Here is a 19,096-nt window from a genome sequence, read left to right on the forward strand (position 1 = left end):
GCCGATGTCACGTGGCGTGCGACACCGCAAGCCAAACCTCAAGTGGACGGCCCTTGCATGGCGTTAGTCGTGGGCCCTGACGGCGAAGAAATCTTCTGTGACGAACATGGCCGCGTCAAACTGCATTTCCCGTGGGACAGATATTCCAACGGCGATGAACACAGCTCGTGCTGGGTGCGCGTGTCACAAGGTTGGGCTGGCAGCCAATATGGCATGATAGCCATTCCGCGCATTGGTCATGAAGTCATCGTCTCGTTTCTTAACGGCGACCCAGACCAACCGATAGTGACAGGCCGTACCTACCATGCGACCAACAAAGCGCCGTACACATTGCCGGATAACAAAACCAAAACCGTGCTGCGCAGTGAAACGCACCAAGGGCAAGGGTTTAACGAGCTGAGCTTTGAAGACCAAGCAGCGCAAGAGAAAATCTACCTACACGCGCAAAAAGACTTAGACGCCTTGGTGCTCAATGACGCCACGGCGCACATCAAGCACGACCAGCACCTCACGGTGGATAACGACCAGCTTACGCACGTTAAACATAACCACCACATCACGGTAGAGGGCGAAAGCCGCGATAACATAACCAAAGATAACAGTGTAGAGATTAGCGGGTCAGTACAGCATAAAGTGGCCAAACTGACCGCGATACAGACAGGGCGCGAAATCAGTCTTAAAGCGGGAGCTAAAATCGTTGTAGAAGCTGGGGCTGAAGTGACTTTAAAAGCGGGTGGCAGCTTTGTCAAAGTGGATGCCGGTGGCGTGCACATCGTTGGTCCTGCGATTAACCTCAATGCTGGCGGAAGTGCGGGCAGCGGTAGCGCTTATGGTGGGCAATCCGCCATGTTGGCAACCCCACTACTTGATATGAAAGCTCCGGCCGAATTACAAGCGAGTGCTATTAGCGCGACCATGCAAAGCGGCCAAGCGAATGTGATCACTCATTTTGAGGCTGCCGCAGTACAATCCGCTGCGCAGAAATCATCTGCATCATCAGAAAAGCAGTCAGAAGCGAAGGTGGCAGAAAAGAGCGCTCAGGAAGAGAGCCCAAAAGAGGATGCACAAAACGAAGATAAAGTGTCACTGCTACAATCGGATGTGTTGAAACCTTCAGAAGAGCTGGAAAAGTTAGCGAAGAAACAAGCCAGCGCTTTCAGAAAAGGCAACAATGGTGAAGAAGTGAGCTTGATTCAGCAAGCGTTAATCAAAATGAAATTTGATTTGCAAGCCGATGGTGATTTCGGTAATAAAACCAAAACGGCCATCGAACAGTTCCAAAAAAGTTATCAACCCAGCCATCAAACGCATCCGTCATACAGCATTGGCCCCGTTGATGGTATTGTTGGCCAAGGCACATTGTTAGGTTTAGACGAAGCGTTGATGGATGGGTGGGTTTATGAAAATGATGAGATGGATCTGAAATGGTTGACTGTACCAAAAGGTCAATTGACCTTTGATGCAGAGGGGAATGACATCGAAGGAAGCCCATTCTTTTCTCGGAAAGTGCACATACCTAATCATCGCGGAAAAGTGATAGGAAATTCAGGTGTTACTATCGGGCGAGGTCTGGATCTCGGCAGTCCTCCAAGCGGTGCTAATGGCCAAAATCCGTCTAAATTGGATTTGAAAAATTTATTTGAGCTAGCGGGTCTTAACCCGAAGTTATCAGTGTGGCTCTTAAGTGTTGAGGGTAAAACAAAAAGCGATGCATTGAGTGCCTTGAAGTCGAGTGATTTAACCGATGAAGAGTTGGTTATTACTAGAAAGCAACAGTACATTATGTTTAACACTATTTATGAATATCTTGAAAATAAGACAAAAATCTTAGTTACAAAAGCAGATGTACAAAAAACATATGGAGTTGTTGATTGGGAAGGAATGCCTCGTAGTGTGAAGGATGTAACTATAGATATTACATATCGTGGTGATAGCTATACTGAAACTCGTAGAGCCTATGTTCCGGCATTAGTTGAAGACAAAGTATCGATGAACTATTTCAACTTTAAAAGAATTATGCATTATGAAAATGCAGTATGGAATAGTGTACCACTAAACAGGAAGACAATAAGATATGACCACTTATAACCTAATATTTTACTGCACTTTTTTATTATCTTATTCATCCTATGCTGGGGCATTTCCGATTCCACCAAGTAATGAGTTAAGAACGTTAATTAAGTCTTACGATAATCAGACAGGTAAAACTGGAGATAATGTTGCCTATATACCAATAGGAAAGCCTTGTCTGAATGTCGTTACTAATGGAAAGCATTATGAGTATTGTGTTATTAACGAGAATGAAAACTTGTCGAATAGTGATAAGCAAGGTTTTTATATTACTTTAAAAAGTGTATCAAAGAGCGATATTAGTTTTTCATACGATACACTCTGGTATTCAATGAGCTGTCGTATTTTTACCGAAGATCAAAAAATAGAATGTGATGAGCCCTACGGTTAGATATTGACTGTTGTTTTAAATAGAATAAAGAGCCAACATAGCTAGGCTCTTTATTTAAACCAATCCTAAAAAATACAATGCTTAGCGAAGTCGCCAGCCTCATTCGCTGTCCAATCACCTTTTGGCTTGTCTTTCATATCTTCACACCACGCGTCGCTGCCAATTTGTGATTGGAAGACACAGTGCTTTGCATAATCCACCGCCTGCCCGGCGTTCCATTCGCCTTTTGGTTTCTCTTTCATATCTTGACACCATGCTTCGCTGCCCACTTCTGAGCAGGCGGCGAGTGAGAATGCAGTAAACAATACCAAGGCTATTTTTTTCATGTTTGAGTTCCAAATGGATGCGATTTTTGTTCGGAGTGACTATACCGAAAATCACGGTCTCAGTGTTAATCCTATGCTAAAAATGGGCATCTAATGACAAATCACTCAGTGATGGTCCTCACTCTTTTTTACTCCTCAGCTCACTAATCAACGATCAAAATCACATTACCTATTTTCGCATCGTGCAAATTATTTTTGCTACGCTAGGATTCATCGAAACGTTTCGATGAGATTTTCTTGAACGATTCAAGAGTGATAGAAAGGTGTCAAAAAGCGAAACATAAAGCCTAACGTGAAGGTATAACAATGAAAAAAAGTACCCTATTAAACTCAGAACTCTCTTACTTGGTGGCTACTTTAGGGCATACCGACGAAATCACAATTTGTGATGCAGGTTTGCCCATTCCTGATGAAGTGCAGCGTATTGATTTAGCATTAACTCACGGTATTCCCGGTTTTATTGACACGGTCCGCGTGATTCTTTCTGAATCTCAAATTGAAGGTGTGATCATTGCTGAAGAGTTTGCACAAGTAAGCCCTGAGCATCACAAAGCGCTGCTTGCTGAGCTGAAAGCGGAAGAGGAGTTGTGCGAGAAAGCGATTGCTGTCACTTACCTCTCTCATCAAGATTTTAAAGAGCGCACTATGCGCAGCCGCGCCGTGGTAAGAACAGGCGAATGTACGCCGTATGCGAATGTTATTTTTCAAGCAGGCGTCGTGTTTTAAGCCGCGATTGAGGATCCACTATGACTCAAGCAATTTTAGCGCTCAGTGAGATTGAAAAAGCGTTCCCCGGCGTGAAAGCGCTCGATAAAGCTAGCCTCAATGTTTACCCCGGCCGCGTGATGGCGTTGATGGGCGAAAACGGCGCGGGTAAATCAACCTTAATGAAAGTGTTGACGGGTATCTATTCATTGGATGCGGGTTCTATCACTTACCAAGGAAAACCAGCCGCCTTTAAAGGCCCACGAGATTCACAACAAGCAGGCATCAGCATTATTCACCAAGAGTTGAATTTGATTCCGGAATTAACTATTGCTGAAAACATTTTTCTAGGCAGAGAGATAACCGGTGCGATGGGGCGAATTTTATGGAATGAAATGTACCAAGCAGCCGACAAACTACTGGCTCGCTTAAATGTTAAACACAGCTCCAAGACCTTGTTGGGTGACTTAAGCCTTGGTGAGCAACAGATGGTTGAGATTGCAAAAGCGCTCTCATTTGAGTCGAAAGTGATCATCATGGATGAGCCGACGGATGCGCTGACGGATACCGAAACTGAATCGTTATTTAATGTGATTAACGAGCTGCGTGAACAAGGTTGCGGCATTGTTTATATCTCACATCGGTTGAAAGAAATTTTTGAAATTTGTGACGACATTACTGTGTTACGTGATGGCAAATTCATTGGCCAGTGCAAAGTGTCTGACACCAATGAAGATGGCCTGATTGAGATGATGGTCGGCCGGAAATTAGAAGAGCAGTACCCACGTATTGAGGTAAAGCACGGCGACACTTGCCTTGAAGTGATAGGCCTCACGGGTTCAGGTGTGCATGACATTAATTTTACGCTCAAACGAGGTGAAATCCTCGGTGTCTCGGGTTTGATGGGCGCAGGGCGCACTGAATTAATGAAAGTGATTTACGGCGCGCTGCCCAGTGAGCGAGGCGTGATTAACCTTGAGAACAAAACCATCAACCCAGTCAGCCCACAAGATGGCCTTGCAAACGGTATCGCGTATATTTCGGAAGATCGCAAAGGGGACGGTTTGGTTCTTGGCCTGTCGGTGAAAGAGAACATGTCACTGTGTGCGTTGAATAAATTTAGCAAAGGTGTACAGATTCAACACAGTGATGAAGTCATCGCAGTGGAAGATTTCATTCGCCTATTCAACATCAAAACGCCATCTCGTGATCAAATCATTGGCAATTTATCCGGTGGCAATCAGCAAAAAGTAGCGATTGCCAAAGGGTTGATGACACGCCCTAAAGTCTTGATTTTGGATGAACCCACACGCGGTGTTGACGTGGGAGCCAAAAAAGAGATTTACCAATTGATTAACCAATTTAAAGCCGAAGGGATGAGTATTATTTTGGTTTCGTCAGAGATGCCAGAAGTGCTAGGGATGAGTGACCGAATTTTGGTGATGCATGAAGGTCGAATCAGCGGCGAATTCAGTGCCAAACAAGCCAACCAAGAGATTCTACTCGCCTGTGCGGTAGGCAAAAAGATCAATGAGGAAGCAGCATGAGCAGTAACAGCATGAGTAATTCAACCCAAACTAACCGCAGAAAATGGATCAGTAAAGAGTGGCTCATTGAGCAAAAATCACTGATTGCTTTGCTTTTTTTAGTGGTCGTTGTCTCTTTTTTAAACCCCAATTTCTTCACTGTTGACAACATACTGAACATTTTGCGCCAAACCTCAGTCAACGCCATTATCGCTGTGGGGATGACCTTGGTTATTCTAACGGCAGGTATCGATTTGAGTGTTGGCTCGGTACTGGCGTTGTGCGGCGCTTTTGCTGCAACCATGATTGGTCTTGAGATTCCTGTCATTATCGCAGTCCCTACAGCGTTACTTGCTGGCGCGGCACTGGGTGCGATTAGCGGCATCATTATCGCCAAAGGTAAAGTGCAGGCGTTTATTGCCACCTTAGTCACTATGACCTTACTGCGTGGTGTGACCATGGTTTATACCGATGGGCGTCCAATTTCGACAGGTTTTACCGATACTGCAGATGCTTTTGCTTGGTTTGGTACAGGTTACGCATTGGGTATTCCCGTTCCGGTGTGGATGATGGTGGTAGTCTTTGCTGCGGTTTGGTACTTACTCAACCATACACGTTTTGGCCGCTATGTTTACGCGCTAGGTGGCAATGAGTCTGCGACGCGATTGTCAGGTATTAATGTGGATCGCGTGAAAATTGGTGTGTACGCCATCTGTGGTCTATTGGCTGCGCTGGCTGGCATTATCGTCACGTCTCGCCTCTCTTCTGCGCAACCGACTGCTGGTATGGGTTATGAGCTGGATGCCATCGCTGCCGTTGTACTTGGTGGTACCAGCTTGATGGGGGGTAAAGGACGCATTATGGGCACGTTAATTGGGGCGCTGATCATCGGCTTTCTTAATAACGCGCTGAACCTGCTTGATGTCTCTTCTTACTACCAAATGATTGCGAAAGCCGTGGTTATTTTGCTCGCGGTACTCGTGGATAACAAAAATAAGTAACACGATAGAAAACCTCCGTTTTAAAGCGAGCCATATTAGCTTTAAAACGGCCCCTACAAAAAGGACTATAAAGATGAAAAAACTTGCAACTTTAATCTCTGCTGCTCTACTTTCCACCACTGTCTCTGTGGCTGCGTATGCGCAAGACACCATGGCGATTGTACTATCCACTCTGAACAACCCATTTTTTGTCACCATGAAAGATGGCGCAGAAGCGAAAGCAAAAGAGTTAGGCTACAACCTGATCGTCTTGGATTCACAAAATGATCCAAGCAAAGAGCTATCAAACGTAGAAGACTTAACCGTTCGTGGCGTTAAAGCGATTTTGATCAACCCAACCGATTCTGATGCCGTCTCTAACGCCATTCGTATGGCAAACCGCGCTAAAGTGCCAGTGTTGACACTGGATCGCGGTGCAAGCCGTGGTGATGTTGTGAGCCACATCGCTTCTGATAACGTAGTCGGTGGTGAAATGGCCGGTCACTTTATCGTCGAAAAAATCGGTGCAAAAGCCAAAGTCATTCAACTGGAAGGGATTGCCGGCACATCGGCCGCTCGTGAGCGTGGAGAAGGTTTCATGAACGCGGTGAAAGGCAGTGAAATGGAACTGCTTGCTAGCCAGCCTGCTGATTTTGACCGCACTAAAGGTTTGAATGTAATGGAAAACCTGCTAGCGGCAAACCCAGATGTTCAAGCCGTATTTGCCCAAAATGATGAAATGGCATTGGGTGCACTTCGCGCCGTTCAAGCATCAGGCAAAGAGGTGATGATCATCGGTTTTGATGGTACCGACGATGGTATCGCGGCGGTAGAACGCGGCCAACTTGCTGCGACTGTTGCTCAACAACCAGACATGATCGGTGCACTTGGCATTGAAACGGCCGATAAAATGCTAAAAGGCGAACAAGTGGATGAGTACATTCCGGTTCCTCTAAAAATCATCAGCAAATAATCTTTGCTGTAGGTAGCTCTTTACTGGCTCGTAGAGAGCTACCTCTTCTATAACCCCTCAGCCATCAATAACCAGTAATCAGGCTCGATAGGTTTGTTTTTTCAGGTGAAGCCACAAAAGCCAAACCTCTCCAGCTCTATTTCAAACATGTTCACTCATGAACAAAGGACAAATTATGAATCAGTTAGTGGTATTAGGTAGTGTTAACGCTGACCATGTTTTGCAAGTGCCTTCATTTCCTCGCTCGGGCGAGACGCTGCATGGTCGTCATTATCAAGTTATTCCCGGTGGTAAAGGGGCTAACCAAGCTGTAGCGGCCGCGCGATTAAAAGCGGACATCGGTTTTATTGCCTGCGTGGGTGACGATGCATTCGGTATCAATATTCGTGAGAATTTTAAGCTCGATGGTATCAACATTGCGGGAGTTAAAATGCAGCCCAATTGTCCGACGGGCATCGCGATGATCCAAGTCTCGGACAGCGGAGAAAACAGCATCTGTATTTCGGCAGAGGCGAATGACAAGCTGACGGCTGATGCCATTGAACCGGATTTAGCCGCCATTGGCGCGGCCAAATATTTATTGATGCAATTAGAGACGCCAATCGATGGCATTATTAAAGCTGCGCAAATCGCCAAACAAAATCGTACCAATGTGATTTTAAACCCAGCGCCAGCCCGAGATCTGCCTGATACTCTGCTAGAATGTGTCGATGTGATCACACCAAACGAAACGGAAGCGCAGCGCTTAACGGGGATCACGGTTGATGATGATCACACGGCGCAATTAGCGGCCAATGAACTGCATAAAAAAGGGATTGAAATCGTCTTGATCACCTTAGGTGCAAAAGGCGTTTGGCTAAGCCAAAATGGACGTGGTCAACTGATTGCTGGTTTTAAAGTCGATGTGACAGACACCACCGCGGCAGGTGATACGTTTAACGGTGCTTTAGTAACGGGTCTTTTGGAAGATATGCCTTTAGAATCAGCCATTAAATTTGCGCATGCTGCGGCAGCCATTTCTGTTACCCGTTTTGGCGCGCAAACCTCAATACCCACCCGAGTAGAAGTGGACGCGTTTCTCGCTCAGCATCAATAGAATAGGAAAAACAGACATGGCGACAATGAAAGATATTGCAAGATTAGCCGGCGTATCCACGTCTACCGTCAGCCATGTCATTAATAAATCTCGCTATGTGAGCGATGAAATCGCTGAGCGTGTCAATAAAGCCGCGCAAGATCTGAACTATGCCCCGTCAGCATTGGCTCGTAGTCTCAAAATGAACCGAACGCGCACCATTGGTATGTTAGTGACCACTTCGACTAACCCCTTTTTTGGCGAAGTGGTCAAAGGGGTAGAGCGCAGTTGCTATCACAAAGGTTATAACCTTATTTTGTGTAATACCGAAGGGGATAGCCAGCGGATGCAAGCCTCTATCAACACGCTGCTGCAAAAGCGCGTTGATGGCTTACTTTTGATGTGCTCCACCTTAGAAGGTGAGCGGATTGACGTTTTTGAACGCTACCCAGATATCCCTGTCGTAGTGATGGATTGGGGCCCAATGCTCTTTCCTAGCGATAAAATACAAGATAACTCTTTACGTGGTGGTTATATTGCGACGAACTATTTGATTGAGTGCGGTCATAAAGAAATCGGTTGCATTACTGGGCCATTGATTCGACATCAAGCTCAAATGCGTTATGAAGGCTATAAGCGCGCTGTCTTGGAAGCAGGTTTGGACATTTATCCCAATTGGATTGTTGAATCCGATTTTGAATGTGAAGGTGGCTACGAAGCGTTCAATAAAATGTTAGCCAAAGGACCATTACCGAGTGCGATTTTTGTCTCTAATGACATGATGGCAATGGGTGTGATTAATGCAGCTAATGAAAAAGGGATCCGCATTCCTGAAGATCTTTCGCTGATGGGGTATGACGATATTCACATCGCCCGTTTTATGTCGCCAGCTCTAACCACTATTCATCAACCCAAATATCGTTTAGGTAAAGCGGCAGTTGACACCTTACTTGCCCGTTTAGAAAACGAAGCGCTCGAACCGCAAATTGTCCAATTAGAGCCGACTTTAGTGGTGCGTAAAAGCATCAAAATGATGAACAAGTAGATGGAAAAATCCCTCTCTTTAGTCAAGAGAGGGATGAGGCACTAATTACTGAGTCATATTTTTCCAGAAATCAGCCCATTGTTGCGGTCGATTATAGAAATGGCTAACAGATACGGTTCGCCATTGCCCCTCTGCTTCATACACAATCGAGGGAAAACCAGAAAGCTGATATTGCGCCATTAAGCTTTGCGTCTGCTCTAACTGCTCTGGTAACTGAGCTTTAGCTTGATCCATCACTTGTTCCCATTGATTTAGCTCTAGGTCAAGCGATTGGGCTAACAGTGCTAATGTTTCAGTATCGGCCACAGGCAAACCTTGCTGGTAATGCGCTTGTTGAATGCTTTTGAGCATAACACTTGGCGATACACCGAGTAATTGCGCTGCAATAATGGCTTGAGCAGTAACGTATGAGTCCAATATCACGGTTTCGCCACTTTTGATTTTGGCGATGTAACCTTCCCCAAATACGGCTCCTGTTTGCTGAGCAATGCGCTGATCAGCTTGCAGTACATGTTGGCGAAAACCATCTGAAAGAGGCGATCGCTCGATCATTCCACCCGGATGAAGGTGCAGTTGTACTCCGCTCATTTCATTCAACTGCTGAATCAGAGAGGTTGCTCCGTAACACCAGCCACACATTGGGTCGAAAATATAGTGGACGCTTACCATTTCATCTCACCCATGTGAACTTTGGCACCAATTTCTAAAGCCATTGGTAGGCCAGCATTAGGGTAAAGGTTTTGCATGGTTTGAATTAACTGAGCGCTGTCTTTGCTGTTTGCTTTGGCTTTAGCAAAATCCATAAGATATTGTTGTGCAAATTCAATTGAAGAAGCATCAAGCGCTGTTCCAGAAGTCATATGCCCCGGGATCACTACGTTTGGTTTGAGTGCTTTCATTTGATCAAGTTGTTGCGCCCAAGCTTGGCGGCTCGCATCACTTTGTGCATCAGCCATCCATAAATGAACATTTCCGTATACCGCGACGTTACCTAAAATCGCTTTATTGGCTGGTATCCATAAATAAGGACGATGCGCTAATGCTCCATCCGCATCGCGAATTTCAATAGTTTGCCCATCAATGGTTAAGGTTTTGCCATTATAAGCTGTTGGTAGTATCGGTTTTACAGGGGCATTTGCCCCCATTTTTGGAGCCCAAAATGCCAGTTTACCTTCGAGTTTTTCTGCAATCGTTGCACGTACGCCAGGAGTCGTCAGCACTTTCGCTTGTGGAAACATGTCATGCAGTACTTCAGCGCCAAAGTAGTAATCAGGGTCAGCTTGGCTAATAAAAATCGTGGTTAAGTTTTTGCCAGAGTCGAGTACTTTTGCTGCAATACGGAGTGCGTCGGCTTTAGTAAAGCCAGTGTCAACCACCATCGCTTCTGTTTCGCCATAAACCAAAGTGGAGTTGACATGGAAGCTATTGCCATCTGCATTGTAGACGTCAAGTGTCAAAGGTTGTTGTGCTGCAAACGCGGTGCTGCTGATGAGTGTGGTTGCTGTAATTAGAGTCAGTGTTTTCATGATTATTTATCCAAAGAGTATGTTATCGGTTCGGGAGCTATCATACGAATTAGACTTGTTCGGATATATAGCTAATAATTGACATCATTGTTTCTTAATTAGAACTAATCATGGACAAACTCACAGCAGCTCAGGTCTTTTTAGATATAGCGATTACCCAAAGTTTTACGGCGACAGCGGAACGGCTGGATATTTCTCGTCCTATGGTGACTCGGCATGTTGAAACCATGGAAACTTGGTTACAAGCTCGGTTATTAAACCGAACCACACGAAAAGTATCGCTCACATCAGCAGGAGTTCAATGCCTAGACGCGATAAAATTATGGGTCGAGCAAGCGCAGCAATTAGAACATCAGTTGATGGATCAACAGTCGTTATCTGGAAAAATCAGGATTGCGACCAGCATGTCGTTTGGCTTTTCTCAACTGATCCCGGCCGTTAAACCTTTTTTGAATACGCATCCAAATATCGAAATTGATATTGATGTACAGGATAAAACCGCAGATTTGATTGCAGAGCGAATTGATTTAGCGATCCGTATTGCAGCCGATCCCGATCCTTCTTTAATCGGGCGCCCTATCGCCCAATGTGATTCTGTATTGGTTGCCTCTCCTGAGTATCTAATGCGCTGTGAGCCAATACTCACACCAAGCGATCTCTCACAGCATCGTTGTCTTGGATACAAAAACTTTGAGCGACATATTTGGCATTTAAAACAAGATGATAAGCATCAATCGGTGGAGGTGCCATGCCAGCTAACTGCGAATGAAGCCACCACTTTGTTACATGCGGCTATCCACGGGATGGGCGTTGCTTTACAGCCGACTTATCTAGCCAAGGGTGCGTTAGAAAGGGGGGACTTACAACAGGTGTTAGCGCATTGGCAACCGAAGAAAATGGACATTTACGCTTTATATCCTTCTCGGCGTCATTTATCACCCGCTGTCAGAGCTTTGATTGATCACTTAAAGGAGTATTTTGTGAATCATGATTGGCAAACGATATGCCTATAGATGAGGTAGAGAGGAGTGATAAGCAGAGCGTGTTGCCACACTCTGCTTATGGATTATGCTACTGCGCCTTGTTTCTGCGCTTGTTGCACTAATGCCTGACGTTGAGCTTCCATAGCAGATTGAACTTCATTTTCCCTATGAGTGTCTTCTTCCACAGCCTGTGGGACAAATACATAGAACTTATTGATGGTCATCTTTGGATCTCATGTAGTTTTGGAAACAAAAAAATAGAGGATGTTAACCTAGTTAACATCCTCCATGACGGTCAAATTATAGGCGTAGATGAAGGGGCTTAGCTAGTCCTTTTTTCATCGTAAGCCGAATTTTTTATACGTCGTAAGTGGTAGACGCCGTATTTCCGCCTGTACCGGTCCAGTTTGTGTGGAAGAATTCACCACGTGGACGGTCAGTACGCTCATAAGTGTGAGCACCAAAGTAATCACGTTGTGCTTGCAGTAAATTAGCCGGTAAGCGAGCGGTGGTGTAGCCATCTAAGAAAGTGAGTGCGGAGGTCATACATGGCATTGGAATGCCGACTTCCATTGATTTGGCCGCTACTTTACGCCAAGCCGCTAGGCAGTTATCCAAAATGCCCTTGAAGTAGGCATCTGAACCTAAGAAGGCGATTTCTGGGTTAGCTTCGAACGCATCACGAATGTTGCTCAGGAATGCGGAGCGGATGATACAACCACCACGCCACATCAATGCCACGTTACCGTAGTTAAGATTCCAACCATTCTCGTTAGACGCTTGGCGCATTAGCATAAAGCCTTGTGCGTAAGAGATGATCTTAGACGCAAGTAGCGCTTGACGAAGTGCGTCAACCCACTCTTGTTTATCACCTTCGATCTGCATATTGCTCTTACCAAACAGCGCTTCGGCAGCAACGCGCTGATCTTTCAATGCTGAAAGGCAACGAGAGAAAACTGACTCAGTGATGAGCGTCAGCGGAATACCCATATCGAGTGCGTTAATGCCCGTCCATTTACCTGTGCCTTTTTGGCCAGCAGTATCGAGGATTTTCTCAACCAGAGCTTCACCATCTTCGTCTTTGTAGCCTAAGATATCAGCGGTGATTTCCACTAGATAGCTATCGAGCTCGGTCTTATTCCAATTAGCAAACACTTTTTGCATTTCATCATGGTTTAAACCCAAGCCGTCTTTCATAAACTGATAAGCTTCGGTAATTAGCTGCATATCGCCATATTCGATACCGTTGTGCACCATTTTAACGAAGTGGCCCGCGCCGTCGTTACCCACCCAATCACAGCAAGGTTCACCAGCTTCGGTTTTTGCTGAGATACCTTGGAAAATTGGCTTCACGGCTTCCCAAGCTTCAGGTGCGCCACCTGGCATGATAGATGGGCCAAAACGTGCCCCTTCTTCGCCGCCAGAAACGCCTGTACCGATAAAGTGAATACCTTTCTCACGCAGTGCTGCAACACGGCGGTTGGTGTCTGGGAAGTTCGTGTTACCGCCATCGATAATGATGTCGCCTTTATCGAGTAACGGAACCAGTTGGTCGATGAAATCATCCACGACTTGGCCCGCACGCACCATCAGCATCACTTTGCGAGGTGTCGCCAGTTTGTCGACTAACTCTTGCAGTGAATAAGCACCAACAATATTGGTGTCTTTCGCTGGACCTGCTAGGAATTCATCGACTTTTGCCGCGGTACGGTTGTGAGCTACCACTTTAAAACCGTGGTCGTTCATATTTAGGATAAGGTTTTGGCCCATCACTGCTAGGCCGATTACACCGATATCACCTTTCATTTATTTCTCTCCTTCACGCAATCTTTGTTGCGGCATCTGAATCTAAAAACCACTCTGTTTTGCCAGTTGTTGATTTAACTTTGGCAGCCGGATAAGGAAGATCCTCGGCTTTCGTGGTGTGAATTTCGTGTACGATCTCGGCTTTACCTGCGCCAAGAACGAGGTAACTAATGCGTTTTGCAGCTTCCAACACTTTCGCTGTTTTAGAGACACGAAGTTGGCCTGATTCTGGATGCGTTGCCACTAAAGATAAATTCTCATCCTCGTAGTCGGTCACATTAGGGAACAGGGATGCCGTATGGCCATCTGCGCCAACACCGAGCAAAATCCAATCAAAAACAGGAGTACCGTTGACGGATGGAATGACTTTTGCCATCTCATCGGCAAAGCGCTTAGCTTCGCTTTGTGGATCATCTTCGCCGCGAATACGGTGAATATTTTGAGGTGGAATGTTCACTTGGCTAAACAGCAGTGTATTGGCTTCACCAAAGTTGCTTTCGGCATCGTCAGGAGCAACACAGCGTTCATCACCCCACCAAAAATGCAGGTTTTGCCATGCAATCGCCTGTGCATAAGGTTCACTGGCCAATAATTTGAACAGCATTTTGGGTGTGCTGCCACCGGAAAGGGAGATATGAACTGGCTGACCTTGCTCGCTATAGCGTTGCATTTCATTGGCGAGCGTTTCAACCACCTGTTCTGGGGTTTGAAAAATTTTATGATTGATCATAATTCGCAGTAATCCGTATCGGTCAAGTTTTTACACGGGAAGCGCCACGCGCGGCCATCATTGTGTAGCAGCAAATCGGACTCTTTTGGTCCCCACGTGCCACAGGCATAGCCAAACAGCGATTGAGGGTCTTGTTTAAAATCCAAAATAGGTTGCACGAACTTCCAACACGCTTCTACGGCATCGGTACGCGCAAATAAAGTTGCATCACCGTTGAGCGCATCCAAAAGGAGCCGTTCATAAGCGGTCAACATCTTGGTTTCTTCCAGTGATGTGTAATGGAAGTTCATAGAGACTTCTTTGGCTTTAAAGCCCGCACCTGGCTCCTTCAAACCAAAGCTCATTTGAATGCCTTCATCGGGCTGAATGCGAATGATGAGCTTGTTTTCAGGGGCATTTTGCCCAAAAACAGGGTGTGGCGTACGCTTAAAGTGAATGACCACTTCGGTGACGCGCGTTGGTAAACGTTTACCTGAACGCACATAAAATGGCACACCATTCCAGCGCCAGTTATTGATAAACATTTTCAAACCGACATAGGTTTCAGTGCGGGAATCTGCTGCCACACCATGTTCATCACGGTAACTGGGTAAAAACTGGCCACGAACTTCTGATTCCGTATATTGCCCCAGTACGAGGTTGTGGCGTAGGTCATCATTAGAAAGCGGTTGCAGGCTTTGCAGCACTTTATTGACTTCGTTACGAATTGAATCGGCATTAATGGCGGCTGGTGGTTCCATGCTAACCATAGCTAACACTTGCAGTAAATGGTTTTGGAACATATCACGCACCGCACCAGAACCGTCGTAATAGCCACCGCGTTCTTCGACGCCCAAAAATTCTGCGCCTGTAATTTCGACATAGTCAATGAAATTGCGGTTCCACAAAGGTTCGAACATCCCGTTAGCAAAACGGAAAACCAACAGGTTTTGTACCGTCTCTTTGCCTAAATAATGGTCGATACGGTAGATCTGGTGTTCTTGGAAATGGCGATGAATTTCGATATCAAGGCTTTGAGCCGATGCGAGGTCATAACCAAACGGTTTTTCGATGATCAAACGCTTCCAACCTTGCGCTTCGCTATTTAATCCATGCGCTGCGAGATTGGCCGGGATGACGCCATAAAGGCTCGGCGGCGTCGCGAGATAGAACAGAGTGTTGCGTTGCGTGAATTGGTATTGATCAGCCAAAGAGTCAAGGCGCGTGGCGAGCTGCGCGTATTCTGCAACATCTGAAGTATTGATCGCTTGATAATGCAAGTGCTCGCAAAAGGCGTCGAGAATATCTGGGACGGTCTTTTCCATTTCCTGAAGAGAGCGCTTTAATTTTTCACGGTATGACTCATCGCTGTATTGGGTTCGGCTGACGCCCAGAATAGCAAAGGATTTCGGCAGTTGATCACTGGCGAACAAGTGATACAGAGCAGGTATAAGCTTGCGATAGGTTAAGTCGCCTGAAGCACCAAAAATCACAATACTGCTGTTTTCAGGTATTACCATCATCTTTCCCTTAAAAACGAGGTATTTAGCATGCGCCAACGGTAGCAGCGTCATGCAAAAATAGAAAATAGGCTCTAACTATAATGTCGATAGTTAAAACCAATGCGCTCCTCCAAAAGTGCAGAACGCAGTCTAGGGATCGCCCCTAGACTCGGGTGCGTATTGTCTACGACAATTTGACATACATCAACTATTGATAACGCAATCGATTAAATTCTCATGCCATCTCGACACATTTTCAGGGTGAGAGGTTAGGTTCTGCCTAAGTCTCATCCCCTGACCACAGCACGTTACTTATAGCGGCTGTGAATGATGCTAGGTGGTCAGTCTTATCCGGAATGGTAACTCTATGGTGATTATTCAGTTGAACAATGACAGTTTGACGACGGAACTTGAGCCTGTACTTGGTTATAACGTTTGAGTTGGTTGAAATAGTGGTGCGCTTTTTGTACGTGTTCGAACTCCAACATCCAAGTCGCACTGCGCTGCGCTGAACAAAAAGCACCCATATGTTTGAGCAAGTCATCGCTTTGTTTGGTGAGTACGTTTGCAAGGCGGTTAACCAAGGCATTGTGCTCAATCGCAGTAAACTGCAGCAGAGCATAAGATTGATTTAAGACATCAAAGGCTTGTTTATGCTGGCCCAAGTGGTTGAAAATTTCAGATTGAGAAACAGCAGCATCACATAGCCCAGAGATCAAGCACACCAACTGGCAAGGTTTTGTATGTTCGCAGTTTAGCGCTGATTGAATATGACTTGGCATATGATGCAGTACATCTTCAAACAAACAGTGTGCTTGTGGCCAATGCCCCTGCGCTAATAGTTGTTCAGCATTGAGATAGCTTGTCCAGCACTGTTGTAAGTCCATACTCAATTCTCCAGAATGACGGCGTTCACTTATTTAAATGCAATTTATTATCAAATGCAAATAATTGTTATTTGAGATTTTAAGTGCGGTGATTGTTTATTATTTGTTCGGTTAAACGCGAATAAGGTGTAACTCGCTAAAATATAAATGAATTGCTTCTACACTTAGGTCAAACTACAACAAGAATCCAAAAGCTAAGGAGCGGAGTGATGGCGATTCAACAATTGAATGCAGAGCAGCTCTACCACGTTGCCCAGTTAGAAAAACTCCCTTGTAAATCAACTAAGGAGTTAGATCCAGTTGATGAGATTGTGGGCCAAGAACGGGCGCAAAAAGCGGTCGAATTTGCAATGTCGATCAAAGAGAAGGGTTACAACATCTACGCGATTGGCCGTAATGGGTTGGGCAAACGTACGATGATTTTGCGCTATTTAAACCGCCATCAGCATGATGTCGAGGCGTTGTTTGATTGGTGTTATGTGGCCAATTTCAGCGATATTCGAACCCCAAAAGTGCTGAAGTTACCTTCGGGTATTGGAGTTAAACTCAAGCAAGACATTGAAAAGTTAATGAATAAGTTGGTCAATGCGATCCCGTTAGCTTTTGATAACGAGATTTACTTTGCTCGTGCCGATAAACTGAAAAATCAGATGGCACAAAAACAGCAAAGTGAATTGGATAGCATCAGTAAAGAAGCCAAAGATAAAGGCATTAGCTTAACCATCACCACTCAAGGCGACTATCAATTTGTTGCGATGAACGGTGAAGAGATGCACACCGAAGAGTCCTTTGACGCCTTGTCTAAAAAAGAGCAAGAGCACTTTAGTCATACCATTGATGAGCTAGAAATCAGCCTACGCAATATGGTACGTCAACTGACCGAATGGGAAGACTCCTACAGTGAGAAGATCAAAAAGCTCAATGATGAAGTAACGCTTGGTGTCATTACTCACTTTATTAAGCAGCTTAAGCAAGATTATTCTGGCTACCCAGACATCAAAACCTATCTCACGGAGTTACAAAAAGACATCGTCGATAATGCAGACATTTTCTTAGATGAAGACAGTGAGCAAGGCGAAGTCGCGACAGCTTCTTTAGATAAGCGTCTGCCGCGTCGCTACAAAGTCAATGTGCTGGTCAGCCAGCCTTCAGACAAGCTACCGATCGTGGTAGAAGAGAACCCGAACTACCACTCTCTATTTGGTTATATCGAAACGGCGACTTTTAAAGGCACAGTATTTACCGATTTTTCGTTGATTCGATCGGGTAGTTTACATAAAGCCAATGGTGGTGTGCTGTTGATGGATGCGGTGAAAGTGCTTGAACAGCCCTATGTTTGGGACGGTTTAAAGCGTGCGCTGCGTTCACGCCAAATGAGTTTTACCTCTTTGGAAAAAGAGGTCACGCTAACAGGGACGGTTTCACTTGACCCAGAGCCTATCCCGCTAAATGTGAAAATCATCCTGTTTGGTGATTACCACACCTATCAGCTGCTGACTCATTACGATCCTGAATTTAGCGAATTGTTCCGAGTAACGGCCGATTTTGAAGATGAGATGAAACGTACGCCCGATACCGAGCTACATTACGCGCGTTTTATTTCGAGCATAGTGCACGACAACAATATGCTGCATTGCGACCGTAAAGCGATTGCACGCATCATTGAACACAGTTCACGTACAACGGGCGATCAAGGCAAACTGTCACTTCATTCGGCGCATATTGCCAATTTGTTACGCGAATCTAACTATGTGGCGAAGCAGGCTAATTCAAACATGATCCGCCAGAATCATGTCGAAGAGGCGCTCAGCAACCAAGAGATGCGTGTGAGCCGCCTGCAAGACAGTGTGATGGAGTCGTATGTTAACGGTACAACGCTAATCCAAACACAAGGCATGGCGGTCGGGCAGGTGAATGCGCTGTCGGTATTGAGCACCAGCGATCATATGTTTGGTGCGCCAAACCGTATTACCGCCACCACTTCCTATGGCGATGGTGACATTATCGATATCGAGCGCAGTGTCGATCTGGGTGGCAGCATCCACTCTAAAGGTGTGATGATTTTATCCGCGTATCTCTCTTCGGTATTTGGCCGTACGGCGCGCGTACCACTCACCACGACCATCACATTTGAGCAATCTTACGGTGGTGTGGATGGTGATAGTGCCAGCATGGCCGAATTCTGTGCGATTGTGTCTGCGTTTTCTAAACGGCCTAATCGCCAAGATATTGCGATCACAGGTTCGATGAACCAATTTGGTGAGTCGCAGCCGATTGGCGGTGTGAATGAGAAAATTGAAGGTTTCTTTGATGTGTGTGCAATCAAAGGGCGCACCAGCCAGCAAGGTGTCATCATTCCTCGTTCAAACATGCACAATCTGATGTTACGCGCTGACGTTGTTAAAGCGGTCGAGAAAGGGGAGTTCAATATCTGGGCTATTGAACATGTCACTGAAGCGGTTGAGCTCTTTACTGGCAAACCCGCAGGCGAAGCAACAGAAGATGGCAGCTACCCGGTTGATACCATCTTCGGTTTAGCACAAGCCAAACTGAATGCGCTTAGAAAATAACCTTATTGGGTGATTTTTGAAA

The 19,096-nt window shown here is 45.6% G+C and carries 18 protein-coding genes; 10 read left to right on the forward strand and 8 right to left on the reverse strand.

Annotation, left to right across the window (positions count from 1 at the left end; all coding sequences use genetic code 11):
• Both tssI and AACR75_RS15980 read left to right on the forward strand, forming a co-directional pair.
• Window positions 1–2,088: type VI secretion system tip protein TssI/VgrG (tssI, locus tag AACR75_RS15975; RefSeq protein WP_047691020.1), on the forward strand; the 2,088-nt coding region annotated here is incomplete at its 5' end.
• Complete coding sequence (locus AACR75_RS15980) at window positions 2,075–2,461, forward strand: hypothetical protein (protein ID WP_047691023.1); 387 nt, start codon at window positions 2,075–2,077, stop codon at window positions 2,459–2,461. The genes tssI and AACR75_RS15980, both read left to right, overlap by 14 nt.
• A gap of 65 nt (window positions 2,462–2,526) precedes the next feature.
• On the opposite strand, the gene AACR75_RS15985 is transcribed toward AACR75_RS15980, so the two are convergent.
• The gene (locus AACR75_RS15985; protein WP_017050233.1) at window positions 2,527–2,787 is read right to left on the reverse strand and encodes a DUF3012 domain-containing protein; all 261 of its coding nucleotides are present in this window, start codon (window positions 2,785–2,787) and stop codon (window positions 2,527–2,529) included.
• A gap of 306 nt (window positions 2,788–3,093) precedes the next feature.
• Here AACR75_RS15985 and rbsD point away from each other — a divergent pair, with 306 nt between their 5' ends.
• The 6 genes from rbsD (at window position 3,094) to AACR75_RS16015 (ending at window position 9,091) form a co-directional block, all read left to right on the forward strand.
• Window positions 3,094–3,513, forward strand: a complete 420-nt coding sequence (rbsD, locus tag AACR75_RS15990) for a D-ribose pyranase (RefSeq protein ID WP_013868176.1) — start codon at window positions 3,094–3,096, stop codon at window positions 3,511–3,513.
• A 20-nt stretch (window positions 3,514–3,533) separates the two neighbouring features.
• Window positions 3,534–5,039: a ribose ABC transporter ATP-binding protein RbsA gene (rbsA, locus tag AACR75_RS15995; protein WP_013868175.1), complete on the forward strand. Its 1,506-nt coding sequence runs from the start codon at window positions 3,534–3,536 to the stop codon at window positions 5,037–5,039.
• Between the two features lie 11 nt (window positions 5,040–5,050).
• Window positions 5,051–6,019, forward strand: coding sequence for a ribose ABC transporter permease (gene rbsC / locus AACR75_RS16000; RefSeq protein ID WP_010320544.1), 969 nt, complete (start codon window positions 5,051–5,053; stop codon window positions 6,017–6,019).
• A gap of 73 nt (window positions 6,020–6,092) precedes the next feature.
• Window positions 6,093–6,971 (forward strand): ribose ABC transporter substrate-binding protein RbsB, encoded by an 879-nt coding sequence (gene rbsB / locus AACR75_RS16005; RefSeq protein ID WP_047691026.1) that lies wholly within the window; start codon window positions 6,093–6,095, stop codon window positions 6,969–6,971.
• Between the two features lie 175 nt (window positions 6,972–7,146).
• Complete coding sequence (rbsK, locus tag AACR75_RS16010; RefSeq protein WP_047691028.1) at window positions 7,147–8,067, forward strand: ribokinase; 921 nt, start codon at window positions 7,147–7,149, stop codon at window positions 8,065–8,067.
• 16 nt (window positions 8,068–8,083) lie between these two features.
• On the forward strand, window positions 8,084–9,091 hold the full coding sequence (locus tag AACR75_RS16015; protein WP_047691031.1) for a substrate-binding domain-containing protein: 1,008 nt from the start codon (window positions 8,084–8,086) through the stop codon (window positions 9,089–9,091).
• A 45-nt stretch (window positions 9,092–9,136) separates the two neighbouring features.
• Here AACR75_RS16015 and AACR75_RS16020 read toward each other — a convergent pair whose 3' ends face one another.
• Together AACR75_RS16020 and AACR75_RS16025 are read right to left on the reverse strand one after the other, a co-directional pair.
• Window positions 9,137–9,760 (reverse strand): DsbA family protein, encoded by a 624-nt coding sequence (locus AACR75_RS16020; RefSeq protein WP_047691034.1) that lies wholly within the window; start codon window positions 9,758–9,760, stop codon window positions 9,137–9,139.
• Window positions 9,754–10,617 (reverse strand): MBL fold metallo-hydrolase, encoded by an 864-nt coding sequence (locus tag AACR75_RS16025; RefSeq protein ID WP_047691037.1) that lies wholly within the window; start codon window positions 10,615–10,617, stop codon window positions 9,754–9,756. The genes AACR75_RS16020 and AACR75_RS16025 overlap by 7 nt, the downstream gene beginning before the upstream one ends.
• Before the next feature lie 110 nt (window positions 10,618–10,727).
• Here AACR75_RS16025 and AACR75_RS16030 point away from each other — a divergent pair, with 110 nt between their 5' ends.
• Window positions 10,728–11,630 (forward strand): LysR family transcriptional regulator, encoded by a 903-nt coding sequence (locus AACR75_RS16030; RefSeq protein ID WP_017050238.1) that lies wholly within the window; start codon window positions 10,728–10,730, stop codon window positions 11,628–11,630.
• A 53-nt stretch (window positions 11,631–11,683) separates the two neighbouring features.
• On the opposite strand, the gene AACR75_RS16035 is transcribed toward AACR75_RS16030, so the two are convergent.
• The 5 genes from AACR75_RS16035 to AACR75_RS16055 form a co-directional block, all read right to left on the reverse strand.
• Window positions 11,684–11,824, reverse strand: a complete 141-nt coding sequence (locus tag AACR75_RS16035; RefSeq protein ID WP_010320537.1) for a hypothetical protein — start codon at window positions 11,822–11,824, stop codon at window positions 11,684–11,686.
• 133 nt (window positions 11,825–11,957) lie between these two features.
• Window positions 11,958–13,406 (reverse strand): decarboxylating NADP(+)-dependent phosphogluconate dehydrogenase, encoded by a 1,449-nt coding sequence (gene gnd / locus AACR75_RS16040; RefSeq protein WP_047691040.1) that lies wholly within the window; start codon window positions 13,404–13,406, stop codon window positions 11,958–11,960.
• Window positions 13,407–13,419: 13 nt separating this feature from the next.
• Window positions 13,420–14,136 carry a 6-phosphogluconolactonase gene (gene pgl, locus AACR75_RS16045; RefSeq protein ID WP_047691043.1) on the reverse strand — a complete coding sequence of 239 codons (717 nt, stop codon included), beginning with the start codon at window positions 14,134–14,136 and terminating at the stop codon, window positions 13,420–13,422.
• Complete coding sequence (gene zwf / locus AACR75_RS16050; RefSeq protein ID WP_047691045.1) at window positions 14,133–15,635, reverse strand: glucose-6-phosphate dehydrogenase; 1,503 nt, start codon at window positions 15,633–15,635, stop codon at window positions 14,133–14,135. Before zwf ends, pgl begins: the two co-directional genes overlap by 4 nt.
• Window positions 15,636–15,991: 356 nt before the next feature.
• Complete coding sequence (locus tag AACR75_RS16055; RefSeq protein WP_047691047.1) at window positions 15,992–16,504, reverse strand: hypothetical protein; 513 nt, start codon at window positions 16,502–16,504, stop codon at window positions 15,992–15,994.
• Window positions 16,505–16,713: 209 nt separating this feature from the next.
• Between AACR75_RS16055 and AACR75_RS16060 the strand changes: the two genes are divergently transcribed.
• On the forward strand, window positions 16,714–19,074 hold the full coding sequence (locus tag AACR75_RS16060) for a Lon protease family protein (RefSeq protein WP_047691049.1): 2,361 nt from the start codon (window positions 16,714–16,716) through the stop codon (window positions 19,072–19,074).
• Window positions 19,075–19,096 lie beyond the last annotated feature (22 nt).

The sequence above is a fragment of the Vibrio sp. ZOR0018 genome, assembly GCF_963865925.1.
GTDB lineage: Bacteria > Pseudomonadota > Gammaproteobacteria > Enterobacterales > Vibrionaceae > Vibrio > Vibrio anguillarum.